Below are 14,140 nucleotides of genomic sequence, written 5' to 3'. Positions count from 1 at the left end.
GGCAAGAAGGACAGGGCATGGCGACAGGTAGCCGATCGCAAGCGACACAGGGGCTGACCCTGATCTCTCCTCCGCTGGCCTATGCCGTCCTGGTCATGGCGGCGCCGCTGCTGACCATCCTGGCCTATTCCTTCCTGAAGGACGGCTATCTGACGGTGATCCGCGAATTCACTCTGGAGAACTATCGCGCGGTCTGGTCGGACCCGATCTTTCACACCATTTTGCGCCGTTCGCTGGGGGTGGCCGCGCTGGTCACGGCGGTTACGGTGCTCCTGGCCTTTCCGGTGGCCTATTTCCTCAGCTTCGCCGTCTCGGCCGAGCGCAAGTCGCTGTGGCTTTTCCTGATCACCATCCCGTTCTGGACCAGCTATCTGATCCGGGTTTTCCTGTGGAAGGTGATCCTGGGCTATAACGGGGTCATCAATTCGGGCCTGAAAACGCTTGGCATCATCGACCAGCCGCTGACCTTCATCCTGTATAACGTCAACTCGATGGTGATCACGCTGGCCCATGCCTATGCGCCCTTCGCGATCCTGCCAATCTTCATCGCGCTGGAAAAGATCGACCGCTCGCTACTTGAGGCTGGGCGCGACCTTGGCGAAAGCCGGGCAATGACGTTCTGGCGCGTGACCCTGCCGCTGGCGATGCCGGGTGTGGTCGCGGCATCGCTGATCGTCTTCATTCCGACCATCGGGGACTATGTGACCCCGGCGCTGATCGGGGGCGGCAAGATTCCGATGATCGCGAACATGATCCAGGCGCAGATGCTGGACCTGGACAACCGCCCGATGGGTTCGGCACTGGCTGTTTCGGCCATGCTGGTGGTCGCGATCCTCAGCCTTCTGTTCGTGGCCGTGAACCGCCGCTTCCTGAAGGTGCGGCAATGAAGGGCGGCGGGCTGCGGATCTATGCGATCGCCTATCTTCTGTTCCTGTACGCGCCGATCCTGCTGCTGCCGGTCTTTGCGTTCAATGCGGGGACCGTGATCACCTTTCCGCTGAAGGGGTTCACCACGCAGTGGTTCGTCCAGATGTTCGAGAACGCGTCGATGCGGCGCGCACTGATGAATTCGCTGACCATTGCCGTCTCCTCGTCGATCTTCGCGACATGCCTTGGCGTCTTTGCCGCGCGCGCCTCGACCCGGTTCGAGTTTCCGGGCAAGGGTGCGATCATGGGCCTGATCATGCTGCCGCTGGTCCTGCCCGAGATCATCGTCTCGATCTCGCTTCTGGTGGTTCTGCTGTCGATCGGCATCAAGCTGAACATCCTGACGGTGATCCTGGGCCACACGCTGATCTGCATGCCCTATGCGACGGTCATCCTCAGCACCGCGTTCAACTCGCTCGACCGCTCACTGGAGGAGGCGGCCTATGACCTTGGCGAAACGAAATGGAGCGCCTTCCGGCTAGTCATCCTGCCGCTGGTCATGCCGGGGATCATTTCCTCGCTGCTGATGAGCTTCACGATCAGCCTGGACGAATTCATCATCGCCTTCTTCCTGGCCGGGAACGAGCCGACGCTGCCGACCTATATCTTCAGCCAGCTGCGCTTTCCAAAGCAGACACCGATGATCATGGCGCTGGGAACGGTGCTGGTCTTCATGTCCATCATCCTTTTGACCATCGCCGAATATTTCCGCCGTCGCGGCCTTGCCAAGACCGGCGCCAAGGATACCGGAGGCTTCTTGTGACCACGCCCAGCAGCAGCACCGCCGCGCATCGCGCCAGGACCGCGACGGCGCGTCCGATGATCGAGATCAAGGGGGTCCAGAAGCATTACGGCGACTATCACGCCTTGCGGGGCATCGATCTGACCATCCGCGCGGGCGAGTTCTTCTCGCTGTTGGGGCCATCGGGTTGCGGCAAGACTACGCTTCTGCGCACGATCGCCGGGTTCGAGGACATTTCCGAAGGGGTGGTCCTGATCGACGGGCAGGACATGGACGGTGTGCCGGCGAACAGCCGCCCGACCAATATGGTCTTTCAGTCCTATGCGATCTTTCCGCACCTGACCGTGGCTGAAAATGTCGGCTTTGGCCTGCGCCGGGATCCGCGCTCGAAGGCCGAAAAGGCCGCCGCGGTCGAGCAGGCGCTGGAGATGGTGGGGCTGAAGGGGTATGGCAAGCGCGCCTCGCACGCGCTGTCGGGCGGGCAGCGGCAGCGCGTGGCTCTGGCCCGCGCGCTGATCCTGAAGCCCAAGGTGCTGCTTCTGGACGAGCCGCTTTCGGCACTGGACCGCAAGATGCGCGAACAGATGCAGGTTGAACTGATCAAGCTGCAACGCCAGGTGGGCATCACCTTCGTCCTTGTCACCCATGACCAGGAAGAGGCGCTGGTCATGTCCGATCGCATCGCGGTCATGTTCGAGGGACAGATCGCCCAGCTTGACGGGCCCGAGGCGCTGTATGCGCGCCCGACCAGCCGCCGAGTCGCGAATTTCATCGGCGTGATGAACTTCCTGCCCGCCCGCATCCTGGGCGAGACGCAAGATGGGATCGAGGTCGAGGTTTCGGGCCTGGGCCGGGTGGTGATTCCGGCCAGAAACGTCAGCAGCGCCGATCCCGGGGACGACGGCCCCTCGATCGGGTTCCGGCCCGAGGCGGTATCGCTTCTGTCCGCGTCGCAATCGGGGCAGGGCAGGGTCACGGGGGGCGTCATCGACGAGGTCGTCTATTATGGCGACATGACCTATTACGACGTCCGGCTGGACGGCTCGGCCAGTTTCGACGGCAAGGCACGGCCCGTCCGCATCGCCATGCGCAACGTCTTTGGTCGCGAAGTGCAGGATGTCGGAACACGCGCGAATGTGAGTTGGTCGCCGGGTTCGCTGGTGCTTTTCCGCTGATTCAAGGCGTTGGCGGCAAGATATCGCCACGCCGCATTTGCGACCTGCGGCCAGCCGTGCCACGTTCGAAAGGCAATGCAACAGACGGAGATCCATAATGATCGCACGTTCCGCCATTCTTCCCGCACTCGCCTTGGCCGCTTCGGCGCTGACCGCAGGCATCGCCCTTGCGCAAGAGGCCGCGCCCGCGGCTCCTGCCGCCCCGGCGACGACCCAGGCTCCTGCGGCGGCGCCCGTGCAGGACAATGGTGCTGCATATGAAAGCGCGCGCAACCAGTTGGGTGTGCTGACCTATTGCCAGCAAAAGGGCTTCATCGACGGCAAGGCGGTCGAGACCCAGACCAAGCTCCTCGCCATGATCCCGGCCGGTGACACCGCCAAGGGCGACGCCGCCGAGGCGAAGGGCAAGGAAGGCACCGTTTCCGCAATGGGGGTTGAGCGTTCGCTGGCGGATGCTGCCACCGAGCAGAAGACGACCGAGGAAGCGCTCTGCAAGCAGATGGACACCCTGCTGCAACAGCTTGCCGCACAGGTGCCCAGCTAGGGCGCAAAAGGGTTTGGCGGCAGTTCCGGTTTCGAGTCGCTCCGGCCGGGGCCTGCCATTCCGGGGTCGGTCCTTTGCGATGGGGGCCGGCCCCACTTCGTTCAGAAGGGGGGCAGTCCGACCTGCACCTTCTTCGGCAATCCCGTCCGCACCAGGCGATAGCTGTGGCGGATGCGGTGGGCCAGCTCGTCCGGCGCCGAATCAAGGGGCAGGGCGACCCAGCTTCGGTGCAGGTAAGGGGCGTGTTCGGCAACGCCGGTTTCGATCAGGAAGGCGGCAAGTTCGGCGCTTTCGGTCTTGACCGCGACATGGGTGCCAGCGGTGCCCGTCACGGCAAAGGTCTTGCCACCGATTTTCCAGCAATCATGGCCTCCGCCCCAGGGGTCGGACCATTCGGCCCCCGGTTGCGCGGCACATATCTCGTTGACTAGGTCTCGGCTCATGATGCGAGTTTTGCAGCGTCTCTTGGCAGAGACAAGACGATGGTTTAAGGCAGCGGCATGAAGCTGCACGCCGCCACCATCCGTTGCATCATTACCGGCTGAAAATTCAGGCGGGCGTTACTTCGTGACCTATGACGCCCGCGCCGGGAGAGGTTCGGGATGCCCAATTTCGAGGGAAGTCATGGTCGATATCAGACTGACGAATACCAAGACCCGGGGGAAAGAGGTCTTCCGGCCGCTGGACCCCGAAAACGTGCGGCTTTATCTGTGCGGCCCGACGGTCTATGACCGCGCGCATCTGGGTAATGCCCGTCCCGTCGTGGTGATCGACGTGCTGGTGCGGCTGCTGCGCGAAGTCTATGGCGCCGGGAACGTGACCTATGTGCGCAATTTCACCGATGTCGATGACAAGATCAACGCCAGCGCCGCTGCCCGCAAGGCAGCCGGCGCGCCCGGCACGCTTGAGGATCTGATCCGCGAACGGACCGAGGAAACCATTGCCTGGTATCACGCCGACATGGACGCGCTGGGGGCGGAGCGCCCCGATCACGAACCGCGCGCGACCGATTACATCCAGCAGATGATCGACATGATCGGCACGCTGATCGCGCAGGGGCACGCCTATGCAGCCGAAGGGCATGTGCTGTTCGATGTGCGCTCTTTCCCCGAATACGGTCGCCTTTCGGGCCGGTCGGTCGATGACATGATCGCGGGCGCGCGGGTCGAGGTCGCACCCTTCAAGGGCGATCCGATGGATTTCGTGCTGTGGAAGCCGTCCGATGCCGACCTGCCGGGCTGGGACAGCCCCTGGGGTCGGGGACGTCCGGGCTGGCATATCGAATGCTCGGCCATGGCCTATGAGCTGCTGGGCGAAAGCTTCGACATTCATGCGGGCGGGATCGACCTGCAATTCCCCCACCACGAGAACGAGATCGCGCAAAGCTGCTGCGCCCATCCGCATGGCGATTTCGCCCGCGTCTGGCTGCATAACGAGATGCTTCAAGTTGAAGGCAAGAAGATGTCCAAATCGCTGGGCAATTTCTTCACCGTCCGCGACCTGCTGGAAAAGCGTGTGCCGGGCGAGGTGATCCGCTTCGTCCTGCTGTCGACGCATTACCGCAAGCCGATGGACTGGACAGCCGACAAGGCCCAGGCGGCCGAGGATACCCTGTGGGACTGGCGCGTCCTGACCAAGGGGGTCGAACCCGCCCCCGCGCCCGATCCCCGCATCATCGAGGCGCTGGCCGATGACCTGAACACCGCAGGCGCAATCGCGGTGCTGCACGGCTTGCGTGATGATCCGGCGTTGCTGCTGGCCTCGGCACGCTTCCTGGGTCTGCTGCAGCCCGAAATGGGCGACTGGATGCGGCACGATCTTGCCAGCATCGCGAACGTCAATTTTTCGGTCAAGGACGCGTTGGAAGAATTGACCCAGAAGCTGACCGATCTGCGGGTCGAGGCGATGCAGACCAAAAGCTTCGGCTCGGTCGACGCGCTGAAGACGGCGCTGACCGAGGCGGGCGTGGAGGTACGCATGTCAAAGGCCGGGGTCGAGCTGCTGGCTGGGCCGCGGCTTGATGTCTCTCGGCTGGGGGCACTGCTGTGACCGATCGCCTTTATCTTTACGACACCACCTTGCGTGACGGGCAGCAGACGCAGGGCGTGCAGTTCTCTTCCGCCGAAAAGGCCGAGATCGCGCGGATGCTGGACCAGCTTGGCGTCGATTATATCGAGGGCGGCTGGCCGGGCGCAAATCCGACCGACAGCGACTTCTTCGCCTCGGCCCCCACGACCCGTGCGACGATGACCGCCTTCGGCATGACCAAGCGCGCGGGGCGTTCGGCGGAGAATGACGACGTGCTGGCGGCCGTCATGGATGCGGGTACGCCCGCGGTCTGTCTGGTGGGCAAGACCCATCCGTTTCACGTTCGTGAGGCATTGGGCATCACGCTGGACGAGAACCTGCAGAACATCAGCGCCTCGGTCGCGCATCTGGTCGCCTCGGGACGCGAGGCGCTTTTCGATGCCGAGCATTTCTTTGACGGTTATGCCGATGACCCGGATTACGCGCTGTCCTGCCTTCGGGCCGCGCTGACATCGGGCGCGCGCTGGATCGTTCTTTGCGACACGAATGGCGGCACCCTGCCAGCACAGGTCGGGCGCATCGTGCAGGAGGTGATCGCAGCGGGCATTCCGGGTGACAGGCTGGGCATTCATTGCCATGACGACACCGGCAACGCAGTCGCCTGCACGCTGGCTGCGGTCGAGGCGGGCGTGCGCCAGATTCAGGGCACGCTGAATGGGCTGGGGGAGCGTTGTGGCAATGCCAGCCTGACCACGCTGATCCCGACGCTGCTGCTGAAGGAACCCTATCGCTCGATCCTGCGCACCGGCGTTTCGGGCGAGGGGCTGGGGGCGCTGACCCGCATCTCGCGTCGGCTGGACGAGATCCTGAACCGCGCCCCGCTGCGTGCCGCGCCCTATGTCGGGGCGTCGGCCTTTGCGCACAAGGCCGGGTTGCATGCCAGCGCGATCCTCAAGAACCCGGCGACCTACGAGCATGTGGAACCGGCGGTGGTGGGCAATGCGCGCATCATCCCGATGTCCAATCAGGCGGGGCAGTCGAACCTGCGCGCGCGTCTGGCCGAGGCGGGCATCATCGTCGAACGCGACGACCCGGCTCTTGCCCGCATCCTCGATCTGGTCAAGAGCCGCGAGGATGACGGCTACGCCTATGACGGCGCGCAGGCGAGCTTTGAACTGCTCGCGCTGACCGAACTCGGCCGGATGAAGAAATTCTTCGAGATCGATCGCTACCGCGTCACTGTCGAGCGCAGGAAGAACGCCCTCGGCCGCCGGATCACCGTCTCCGAGGCGGTGGTCGTTGTCCGTATCGGGGACGAACGAATGTTGTCCGTCAGTGAAAGCATGGACGAAGAGGGTCAGGACCGCGGCCCGGTCAACGCGCTTTCCCGCGCGCTGGCCAAGGACCTTGGGCCCTATCAGTCCCATATCGAGGACATGCAGCTTGTCGATTTCCGCGTCCGCATCACCGCGGGCGGCACCGATGCCGTCACCCGCGTCATCATCGACAGCGCCGACGGGCAGGGGAACCGCTGGTCGACGGTCGGTGTCTCGCACAACATCGTGGACGCAAGTTTCGAGGCGCTGGTCGATGCCATCCGCTGGAAGCTGATCCGCGACGGGGTGACACCGGCATGAGCCTTGACCATTGCGCCGAGCAGCTCAGGGAGCATGATCCAGAGCGGTTCGGCATCTGCCTCCTTTCCCCTGCCGAGGCGCGTCCGCGCCTGTTGACGCTCTATGCGCTGAACCTGGAGCTGGCACGAACGCCACTTGCCTCGAACGAGCCGCTGATCGCCGAAATGCGTGTGCAGTGGTGGATCGAGCGGCTGGAAGCCATCGCCGAGGGGCAGGTCGCGTCCCACGAAATCCTGACGCCCTTGGCCGAGGCCTGGGGTCCGCGGGCGGCGGCCTTTGCCGTGCTGGCCGAGGGGCGCCGCCGCGACAGCGCGCGTGAGCCGCATGACGGTCCCGGGGCCGTTGCGGCCTATGTGCGGGAAACGGCGGTGCCGCTAATGGAATTCGCCGCCGAGGCCCTTGATGGGCCGCTGGCGGCGACGCCTGCGATTGCCGCTCAGGCCGAGGGGTTGGGCCTCGCAAGCTGGCTTGCAGCACTTCCCGCGTTGCAGGGTCTGGGGCTGGGCCTATGGGATCCGTCGGCGGAAGCCCTGTCGCAAATCGCGCGGGATGCGCGTGGAAAGCTCACCGAGGCGCGCGACCTGCGCCGAGATGTGCCCCGCGCGCTGGCTCCGGTCCTCTTTCCCGGTGCGGGCGTGAAGCTCGTTCTGGATGCGGCGCCGAACGGGCTGGAGGCGTTGGCCGCGGCGCAGCCGTCGGAGTTCCGAAAGCGGCTGGCGCTTGGTGCCTTCGCGCTGACACATCGCTGGTGGATATGAAAAGGGCGGCCGATTGGCCGCCCTGTCCGCATGTCGGTTCTGCGATCAGCCGCGCAGGATGCTGCGCCCGGCATACTCTGCCGAGGCACCCAGCATTTCCTCGATGCGGATCAGCTGGTTGTACTTCGCGAGCCGGTCGGAACGCGCGAGGCTGCCGGTCTTGATCTGGCCGCAATTCGTCGCGACGGCGAGGTCGGCGATGGTCGCATCCTCGGTCTCGCCCGAGCGGTGCGACATTACCGAGGTGTAGCGTGCGCGGTCGGCCATGCGCACGGCGTCAAGCGTCTCGGTCAGGGTGCCGATCTGGTTGACCTTGACCAGCAGCGAGTTGGCGCAGCCTTTCGCGATGCCTTCAGCCAGTCGGACGGGGTTGGTCACGAACAGGTCGTCGCCGACCAGCTGCACGCGGTCGCCCAGCGTGTCGGTCAGCAGCTTCCAGCCGTCCCAGTCATCTTCCGAGCAGCCGTCCTCGATCGACAGGATCGGGTAGTCGTTGCACAGCGCCTCAAGATAGGCGACGTTTTCGGCCGGGGTCAGGGACTTCCCTTCGCCCTTCATCTCGTATTTGCCGCCCTTGAAGTATTCGGTCGACGCGCAGTCGAGCGCCAGCATGATGTCGTCGCCGGGCTGGTAGCCTGCTTTTTCGATCGCCTTCAGGATGAAGTCGAGCGCATCGCGGGCCGACGAAAGGTTCGGGGCAAAGCCACCCTCGTCGCCGATCCCGGTCGAGAGACCTGCCGCCGACAGTTCCTTTTTCAGGGTGTGGAAGACTTCCGAGCCCATGCGGACGGCCTCGCGGATGTTTTCCGCGGCCACAGGCATGATCATGAATTCCTGGATGTCGATCGGGTTGTCGGCATGCTCGCCGCCATTGATGATGTTCATCATCGGCACCGGCAGGATGCGCGCGCCCGTGCCCCCGACATAGCGGTAAAGCGGCTGTGCGCTGGCTTCGGCTGCGGCCTTGGCCACGGCCAGCGAGACCCCGAGGATCGCGTTCGCGCCAAGACGGCCCTTGTTCGCGGTGCCGTCGATCTCGATCATCAGGCGGTCGATGCCGATCTGGTCGGTCACGTCCTCGCCGATCAGGTTTTCGGCGATCTCGCCATTCACGGCGGCGACGGCCTCCAGCACCCCCTTGCCCATGTAGCGCGACTTGTCGCCATCGCGCTTCTCGACGGCCTCATGGGCGCCAGTCGAAGCGCCCGAGGGCACCGCGGCGCGGCCCATCGTGCCGTCTTCCAGCGTGACATCGACCTCGACGGTCGGGTTGCCGCGGCTGTCCAGGATCTCGCGTGCGAAAATGTCGATGATGGCGGTCATGTCCGTCCCTCTCGTGACAAGGTTTGCGCAGATGTGTAGCGGCCTTCGCGCGTGCAGAAAAGTTCATTCGGCAGGGTTATCGCTCACACGGCCCATGATCCCGGGTTCGGGGGCGGCGGACCAGGGTTCCAGCGCCAGATCCGCCCAGATCGGCAGATGATCCGAGGCCTGGCGCGCGATATCGCTGTCCCAGACGCCCGAATCCACCACCTCGATCCCGCGCGAGACGGCGAACCGGTCATAGCGCAGGCGGGGAAACGGGGCGGGCCAGCTGGGACCGGGGGCCAGAACATGCATCGGCTCCAGCGCCTCAAGCCCGCGATTGTCGTGCCATTCGTTGAAATCGCCCGTCAGGATAAGGCGGTCGTGGCCCATGCGCCCGGCCTGGGCAACGATGCGGCGCAATTGCGCCCGACGGGACGATCGCGCCAGCCCCAGATGCACTGCGATGATGGTGATCCCCGGAATGCGCAGCGCCAGCGCGCCCCGCGGCTCAATCCCCGGCAAGGGAAGGCGGCGGACAGTCGCCTGCTCCATCAGTTCCGGACGCAGCAGGATGGTCTGGCCATGCCAGCCCAGCGAATTCGAGCCTGTCGGGTTGAAGACCGCCGGGACCATGCCCGTCGCTTCCTGGATCAGCGCGCGGGGCAGGGCCTCGGGCCGGCGGCCCAGGCGAAAATCGACCTCTTGCAGGGCGATGACATCGGGCTTGATGTCCGCGATCACTTGCAGGTTGCGTTCAGGTGCATGTGGCCCCGTCATGCCCCTGCACTTGTGCAGGTTATAGCTGGCCAGTCTGATGCGGTCCGTTTGTGACGACATGGGGCCTTTCGATGATCAGGTGCCGCAGAAGGTGCGTTGGACGATCTCATCCGGTTCGGGCGGGCGGGACAAGTCGTCCCATTCCGGGCGATCCGCAAAGGGGTCGCGCAGCGCCGCATCCAGCCGATGGAACAGGGTGAAATCGCCCTCATCCCGCGCAGCGGCAATCGCCTGCTCGATGCGGTGATTGCGCGGAATGCGCCGCGGGTTGGCTCGGGCCATGACTTCGGGCGCATCGGAGAGGGGCGCGATCCGCGCCTGCCAATCAGCGGCCCAGGCGTCAAAGGCGGCCCGGTCGACGAACTGGTCCCGCGCCGTGCCATCGCCAAGCGCCGCGAAGGTGGTGGTGAAATCCGCGCGCTCCGCAGCCATCAGGTTCAGCAGGCGTTCGACCAACTCTCGGTCGTCGGGGCGGGTCGACGCGATGCCCAGCTTGGCGCCGAAGCGGCGCAGCCATTCGCGCTGGTAAAGTTCGGGGAAGGAATGGACGATCCGCGTGGCCTCGGTCACGGCCTCGTCGTCATTGCCCATCAGGGGCACCAGGCAGCTTGCCAGCTGTGCCAGGTTCCAGACCGCGATCCGCGGCTGTTCGTTCCAGGCATAACGCCCTTGCGCGTCGATCGAGGAAAACACCTTGTCCGGCTGGTAGCCGTCGATGAAGGCGCAGGGGCCGTAATCGATGGTTTCACCGGAAACGGACATGTTGTCGGTGTTCATGACCCCGTGGATGAAGCCAAGCCCCATCCAGCAGGATATGGTGTAGGCCTGCGCCTCTACCACGCGTTGCAGCAGGTCGGCCGCGCCCGAGGCGTCCGGGTAATGGCGCGCGATGACGTGTTCCGCCAACAGGCGCAGCCGTTCGCGATCGCCGCGCGCGGCATAGAACTCGAAGGTGCCGACACGGATATGACTTGCCGCGATCCGGGTCAGGACCGCGCCCGGCAGCACGGTTTCGCGGATCACCGTCTCGCCCGTCGTCACGGCGGCCAATGCGCGCGTGGTCGGGACGCCGAAAGCCGCCATGAATTCGCTGACCAGATATTCGCGCAGGACCGGACCCAGCCAGGCGCGGCCGTCCCCCCGACGCGAAAAGGGTGTCGGCCCTGCTCCCTTCAGCTGGATGTCGAAGCGCGCGCCGTCGGGGGCCACGATCTCGCCCAGCAGTACTGCGCGTCCGTCGCCAAGCTGCGGAGAGAAGCCGCCGAACTGGTGCCCGGCATAGGCCTGGGCGATCGGCTCGGCACCTTTGGGCAAGACGTTTCCCGACAGCATCTGCAATCCTTCAGGCCCGGCCAGCCAGTCGGCATCAAGGCCAAGGCGGCTTGCGAGTGGCAGGTTCAGCGCGATCAGTGCCGGGTCGCGCACGGGGGTGGGCGCGGTCCGGGTGAAGAATCCTTCGGGCAGTCGGGCATAGCTGTTGTCGAAGTGGATCATCTCGACCCTCCTTTCGACCTTATCTAGCCTTCATTGCAGAAATGTTAAGGGCGCAGGCACGCGCTCTAGTGCGAGATGCTGCCGGAAAACAGGTTCACCACGATCACACCGGCAATGATCAGCCCAAGCCCGATGATCGCCGCCACGTCCAGCCGCTGGCCAAAGACGAAAAGCCCGATCAGCGAGACAAGGACGATGCCCAGCCCGCTCCAGATTGCATAGGCGATGCCAAGGGGCATGGCGCGCAGTGCGTGGGACAGGAAGTAGAACGATCCCGCATAGCAAAGCCCCATCATCAGGGTCGGGACCAGCCGCGTAAACTGCTCGCTGCGTTGCAGGAAGGTGGTTCCGGTGACTTCCAGAACGATCGCGACGATCAGGGTGGCATAGGTCAGGATCGGCATCTTGTCTCTCCACGGGCGCTCGGGCGATCTAGCCCAAGCCTGCCGGGAATGTCACGCTGCCCTTGAACCGGATACGCGATATGCGTATCCCAGTGTTTTGCCGCTGTAAGGATGCTGTCGTGAAGTTCCTCGATCTCGCCAAGGTCTATGTCCGCTCGGGTGGCGGAGGCGCGGGATGCGTGTCCTTCCGTCGCGAGAAATTCATCGAGTATGGTGGCCCCGATGGCGGCGACGGTGGCCGCGGTGGCGATGTCTGGGCAGAAGCGGTCGAAGGGTTGAATACCCTGATCGACTTCCGCTTCCAGCAGCATTTCTTCGCCAAGTCCGGCCAGCACGGCATGGGGTCGCAGCGCACGGGCGCTTCGGGCGATGACGTCGTGCTGCGCGTGCCCGTCGGGACCGAGATCCTGGACGAGGATCAGGAAACCATCATCTGCGACCTGACCGATCCCGGCCAGCGCGTTCTTCTGGCCAAGGGCGGCAATGGCGGTTTCGGCAACCTGCATTTCAAAAGCTCGACCAACCGCGCACCCCGCAATGCCAATCCGGGCCTGGCTGGAGTCGAACGGACGCTGTGGCTGCGCCTGAAGCTGATCGCCGATGCCGGGCTTCTGGGTCTGCCGAATGCCGGCAAGTCGACCTTCCTGTCGGCCGTGTCGAATGCCCGCCCGAAGATCGCCGATTATCCCTTCACCACGCTTCACCCGAACCTGGGCGTCGTCGGCATCGATGCGCATGAATTCGTCATGGCTGACATTCCCGGCCTGATCGAGGGCGCGTCCGAAGGTCGTGGCCTCGGCGACCAGTTTCTGGGTCATGTCGAACGCTCGCGTGTGCTTCTGCATCTGATCGACGGAACGTCCGAGGACGTGGCCGGCGATGCGCGGACCATCCTTGCCGAGCTTGCCGCCTATTCCCCGGCGCTGGCCGAGAAACCGCGCGTCACGGTTCTGAACAAGATCGACGCCCTTGACCCCGAGATGATCGAGGAACGCCGCGCCGCGCTTGAGGCCGAGATCGGCGGGCCGGTCCATCTGATGTCGGGCGTCTCGCGCGAAGGTGTGGCGACGGTACTGCGCGCGCTCTGGTCCGAAATCGCACCCTCGCGCAAGCCGTTGCGTCAGGAAGACAGTGGGTCGTGGCAGCCGTGATACCGGAACTGGGCCGCGCGCAGCGGCTGGTGGTCAAGATCGGTTCGGCCCTGCTGGTGGGCGCTGACGGTCTGCGCGGCGAATGGCTGCGTGCGCTTTGCGATGACGTGGCACAGGCGCGGCGACGGGGGACGGATATTGTTCTCGTCTCGTCGGGGGCCATCGCGCTTGGCCGCCAGGTCCTGGGTCTTCCGGCAGGGCCGCTGCGGGTCGAGCAGTCGCAGGCAGCCGCCGCGGTCGGCCAGATCCGTCTGGCTCGCGCCTATGAAGAGGCTCTGGTGCCCCATGGCGTCACCACGGCGCAACTGCTGGTCACGCTGGACGACACAACCGATCGCCGCCGCTATCTAAACAGCCGCGCGACCATGCAGACGCTGCTGGGCCTTGGCGTCGTTCCGATCGTGAACGAAAATGACACCGTCGCCACGGACGAGATCCGCTATGGCGACAACGATCGTCTTGCCGCGCAGATCGCCGTGACATGCGGCGCCGACCAGCTGCTTCTGCTGTCGGATGTGGACGGGCTTTACACCGCCAATCCCAAGACCGATCCCACGGCCCGCCATCTGCCGGTGGTCGACCAGATCACGCCCGAGATCGAGGCCATGGGCGGCGACCCGATATCGGGTCTCAGCAAGGGCGGGATGAAGACGAAGCTGATGGCCGCCCGCACCGCGGTCGCCGGCGGCTGTGCAATGGCAATTGCCGAAGGCTCGGTCCTGCATCCCCTGCGCAATGTCGCCGAGGGTGCGCGCGTGACCTGGTTCCTGCCCGACTCGGATCCGCATGCAGCGCGCAAACGCTGGATCGCGGCGATGAAGCCCAAGGGTGAAATCGTGGTCGATGCAGGCGCGGCCGTGGCTTTGTCGAACGGCAAGTCGCTGCTCCCGGCGGGAGTCAGCGCGGTCTCGGGACGCTTCGGACGGGGCGATCCGGTCTCGGTCCTCGACAGCCGCGGGGCGCGGCTCGCGGCCGGGCTTGTGCGCTATTCCTCGACCGAAGCCCGCGCCATCGCCGGCCATCGCAGTGACGAGATCGAATCGATCCTGGGCTATCCGGGCCGCGCGGCGCTGATCCATCGCGACGACATGGTGATCTAGGGCCCAGGACGGCTCGCTCTACGAGCGTGTTCAGCCTTGCATGGGTATTTTAGAAACGGTGAAGAACGGGTGCGACGAGTTCACCGTTTTCCAAA

General features: G+C 64.8%; 14 protein-coding genes. 9 read left to right on the top strand and 5 right to left on the bottom strand.

Annotated elements, in window-relative coordinates:
• Positions 1-17: 17 nt before the first annotated feature.
• The 4 genes from ACO2Q4_RS10445 (at position 18) to ACO2Q4_RS10430 (ending at position 3,388) form a co-directional block, all read left to right on the top strand.
• Complete coding sequence (locus ACO2Q4_RS10445) at positions 18-887, top strand: ABC transporter permease (protein ID WP_311758342.1); 870 nt, start codon at positions 18-20, stop codon at positions 885-887.
• Complete coding sequence (locus ACO2Q4_RS10440) at positions 884-1,690, top strand: ABC transporter permease (protein WP_423319126.1); 807 nt, start codon at positions 884-886, stop codon at positions 1,688-1,690. The genes ACO2Q4_RS10445 and ACO2Q4_RS10440 overlap by 4 nt, the downstream gene beginning before the upstream one ends.
• A 56-nt stretch (positions 1,691-1,746) precedes the next feature.
• The gene (locus ACO2Q4_RS10435; protein ID WP_423319284.1) at positions 1,747-2,844 is read left to right on the top strand and encodes an ABC transporter ATP-binding protein; all 1,098 of its coding nucleotides are present in this window, start codon (positions 1,747-1,749) and stop codon (positions 2,842-2,844) included.
• Between the two features lie 97 nt (positions 2,845-2,941).
• A complete protein-coding gene (locus ACO2Q4_RS10430) occupies positions 2,942-3,388 on the top strand; it encodes a pore-forming ESAT-6 family protein (protein WP_311758344.1) in 447 nt (148 codons plus the stop codon).
• Between the two features lie 101 nt (positions 3,389-3,489).
• On the opposite strand, the gene ACO2Q4_RS10425 is transcribed toward ACO2Q4_RS10430, so the two are convergent.
• On the bottom strand, positions 3,490-3,831 hold the full coding sequence (locus tag ACO2Q4_RS10425; protein ID WP_395132515.1) for an MmcQ/YjbR family DNA-binding protein: 342 nt from the start codon (positions 3,829-3,831) through the stop codon (positions 3,490-3,492).
• Positions 3,832-4,012: 181 nt separating this feature from the next.
• On the opposite strand from ACO2Q4_RS10425, the gene cysS reads away from it, so the two are divergent.
• The 3 genes from cysS to ACO2Q4_RS10410 are packed head-to-tail and all read left to right on the top strand — an operon-like array spanning position 4,013 to position 7,811.
• Positions 4,013-5,437, top strand: a complete 1,425-nt coding sequence (gene cysS / locus ACO2Q4_RS10420) for a cysteine--tRNA ligase (RefSeq protein ID WP_423319123.1) — start codon at positions 4,013-4,015, stop codon at positions 5,435-5,437.
• Positions 5,434-7,053, top strand: coding sequence for a citramalate synthase (gene cimA / locus ACO2Q4_RS10415; RefSeq protein ID WP_423319121.1), 1,620 nt, complete (start codon positions 5,434-5,436; stop codon positions 7,051-7,053). Before cysS ends, cimA begins: the two co-directional genes overlap by 4 nt.
• Positions 7,050-7,811, top strand: a complete 762-nt coding sequence (locus ACO2Q4_RS10410; RefSeq protein ID WP_423319119.1) for a squalene/phytoene synthase family protein — start codon at positions 7,050-7,052, stop codon at positions 7,809-7,811. The genes cimA and ACO2Q4_RS10410 overlap by 4 nt, the downstream gene beginning before the upstream one ends.
• A 45-nt stretch (positions 7,812-7,856) precedes the next feature.
• Here ACO2Q4_RS10410 and eno read toward each other — a convergent pair whose 3' ends face one another.
• From eno to ACO2Q4_RS10390, 4 genes are all read right to left on the bottom strand, one after another.
• Entirely contained in the window at positions 7,857-9,134 is a 1,278-nt protein-coding gene (gene eno / locus ACO2Q4_RS10405) for a phosphopyruvate hydratase (RefSeq protein WP_423319117.1), read from the bottom strand.
• A gap of 63 nt (positions 9,135-9,197) precedes the next feature.
• Positions 9,198-9,956: an endonuclease/exonuclease/phosphatase family protein gene (locus ACO2Q4_RS10400; protein WP_311758350.1), complete on the bottom strand. Its 759-nt coding sequence runs from the start codon at positions 9,954-9,956 to the stop codon at positions 9,198-9,200.
• A 15-nt stretch (positions 9,957-9,971) separates the two neighbouring features.
• Complete coding sequence (locus ACO2Q4_RS10395; protein ID WP_423319115.1) at positions 9,972-11,390, bottom strand: protein adenylyltransferase SelO; 1,419 nt, start codon at positions 11,388-11,390, stop codon at positions 9,972-9,974.
• A gap of 65 nt (positions 11,391-11,455) precedes the next feature.
• A complete protein-coding gene (locus ACO2Q4_RS10390) occupies positions 11,456-11,794 on the bottom strand; it encodes a DMT family transporter (protein ID WP_423319113.1) in 339 nt (112 codons plus the stop codon).
• 119 nt (positions 11,795-11,913) lie between these two features.
• On the opposite strand from ACO2Q4_RS10390, the gene obgE reads away from it, so the two are divergent.
• Entirely contained in the window at positions 11,914-12,945 is a 1,032-nt protein-coding gene (obgE, locus tag ACO2Q4_RS10385; RefSeq protein ID WP_311758353.1) for a GTPase ObgE, read from the top strand.
• Complete coding sequence (gene proB, locus ACO2Q4_RS10380; RefSeq protein ID WP_311758354.1) at positions 12,933-14,045, top strand: glutamate 5-kinase; 1,113 nt, start codon at positions 12,933-12,935, stop codon at positions 14,043-14,045. Before obgE ends, proB begins: the two co-directional genes overlap by 13 nt.
• Positions 14,046-14,140: the final 95 nt, after the last annotated feature.

Source organism: Paracoccus sp. KR1-242 (genome assembly GCF_049446195.1).
Classification (GTDB): Bacteria; Pseudomonadota; Alphaproteobacteria; order Rhodobacterales; family Rhodobacteraceae; genus Paracoccus; species Paracoccus broussonetiae.
This window is presented reverse-complemented; position numbering and strand designations above follow the sequence as displayed.

Excerpts from the sequence above, each read along its gene's own strand:
- ACO2Q4_RS10445 (WP_311758342.1), top strand. The coding sequence starts at position 18 with ATGGCGACAGGTAGCCGATCGCAAGCGACACAGGGGCTGACCCTGATC.
- ACO2Q4_RS10440 (WP_423319126.1), top strand. The coding sequence starts at position 884 with ATGAAGGGCGGCGGGCTGCGGATCTATGCGATCGCCTATCTTCTGTTC.
- ACO2Q4_RS10435 (WP_423319284.1), top strand. The coding sequence starts at position 1,747 with ATGATCGAGATCAAGGGGGTCCAGAAGCATTACGGCGACTATCACGCC.
- ACO2Q4_RS10430 (WP_311758344.1), top strand. The coding sequence starts at position 2,942 with ATGATCGCACGTTCCGCCATTCTTCCCGCACTCGCCTTGGCCGCTTCG.
- ACO2Q4_RS10425 (WP_395132515.1), bottom strand. The coding sequence starts at position 3,831 with ATGAGCCGAGACCTAGTCAACGAGATATGTGCCGCGCAACCGGGGGCC.
- cysS (WP_423319123.1), top strand. The coding sequence starts at position 4,013 with ATGGTCGATATCAGACTGACGAATACCAAGACCCGGGGGAAAGAGGTC.
- ACO2Q4_RS10410 (WP_423319119.1), top strand. The coding sequence starts at position 7,050 with ATGAGCCTTGACCATTGCGCCGAGCAGCTCAGGGAGCATGATCCAGAG.
- eno (WP_423319117.1), bottom strand. The coding sequence starts at position 9,134 with ATGACCGCCATCATCGACATTTTCGCACGCGAGATCCTGGACAGCCGC.
- ACO2Q4_RS10400 (WP_311758350.1), bottom strand. The coding sequence starts at position 9,956 with ATGTCGTCACAAACGGACCGCATCAGACTGGCCAGCTATAACCTGCAC.
- ACO2Q4_RS10395 (WP_423319115.1), bottom strand. The coding sequence starts at position 11,390 with ATGATCCACTTCGACAACAGCTATGCCCGACTGCCCGAAGGATTCTTC.
- ACO2Q4_RS10390 (WP_423319113.1), bottom strand. The coding sequence starts at position 11,794 with ATGCCGATCCTGACCTATGCCACCCTGATCGTCGCGATCGTTCTGGAA.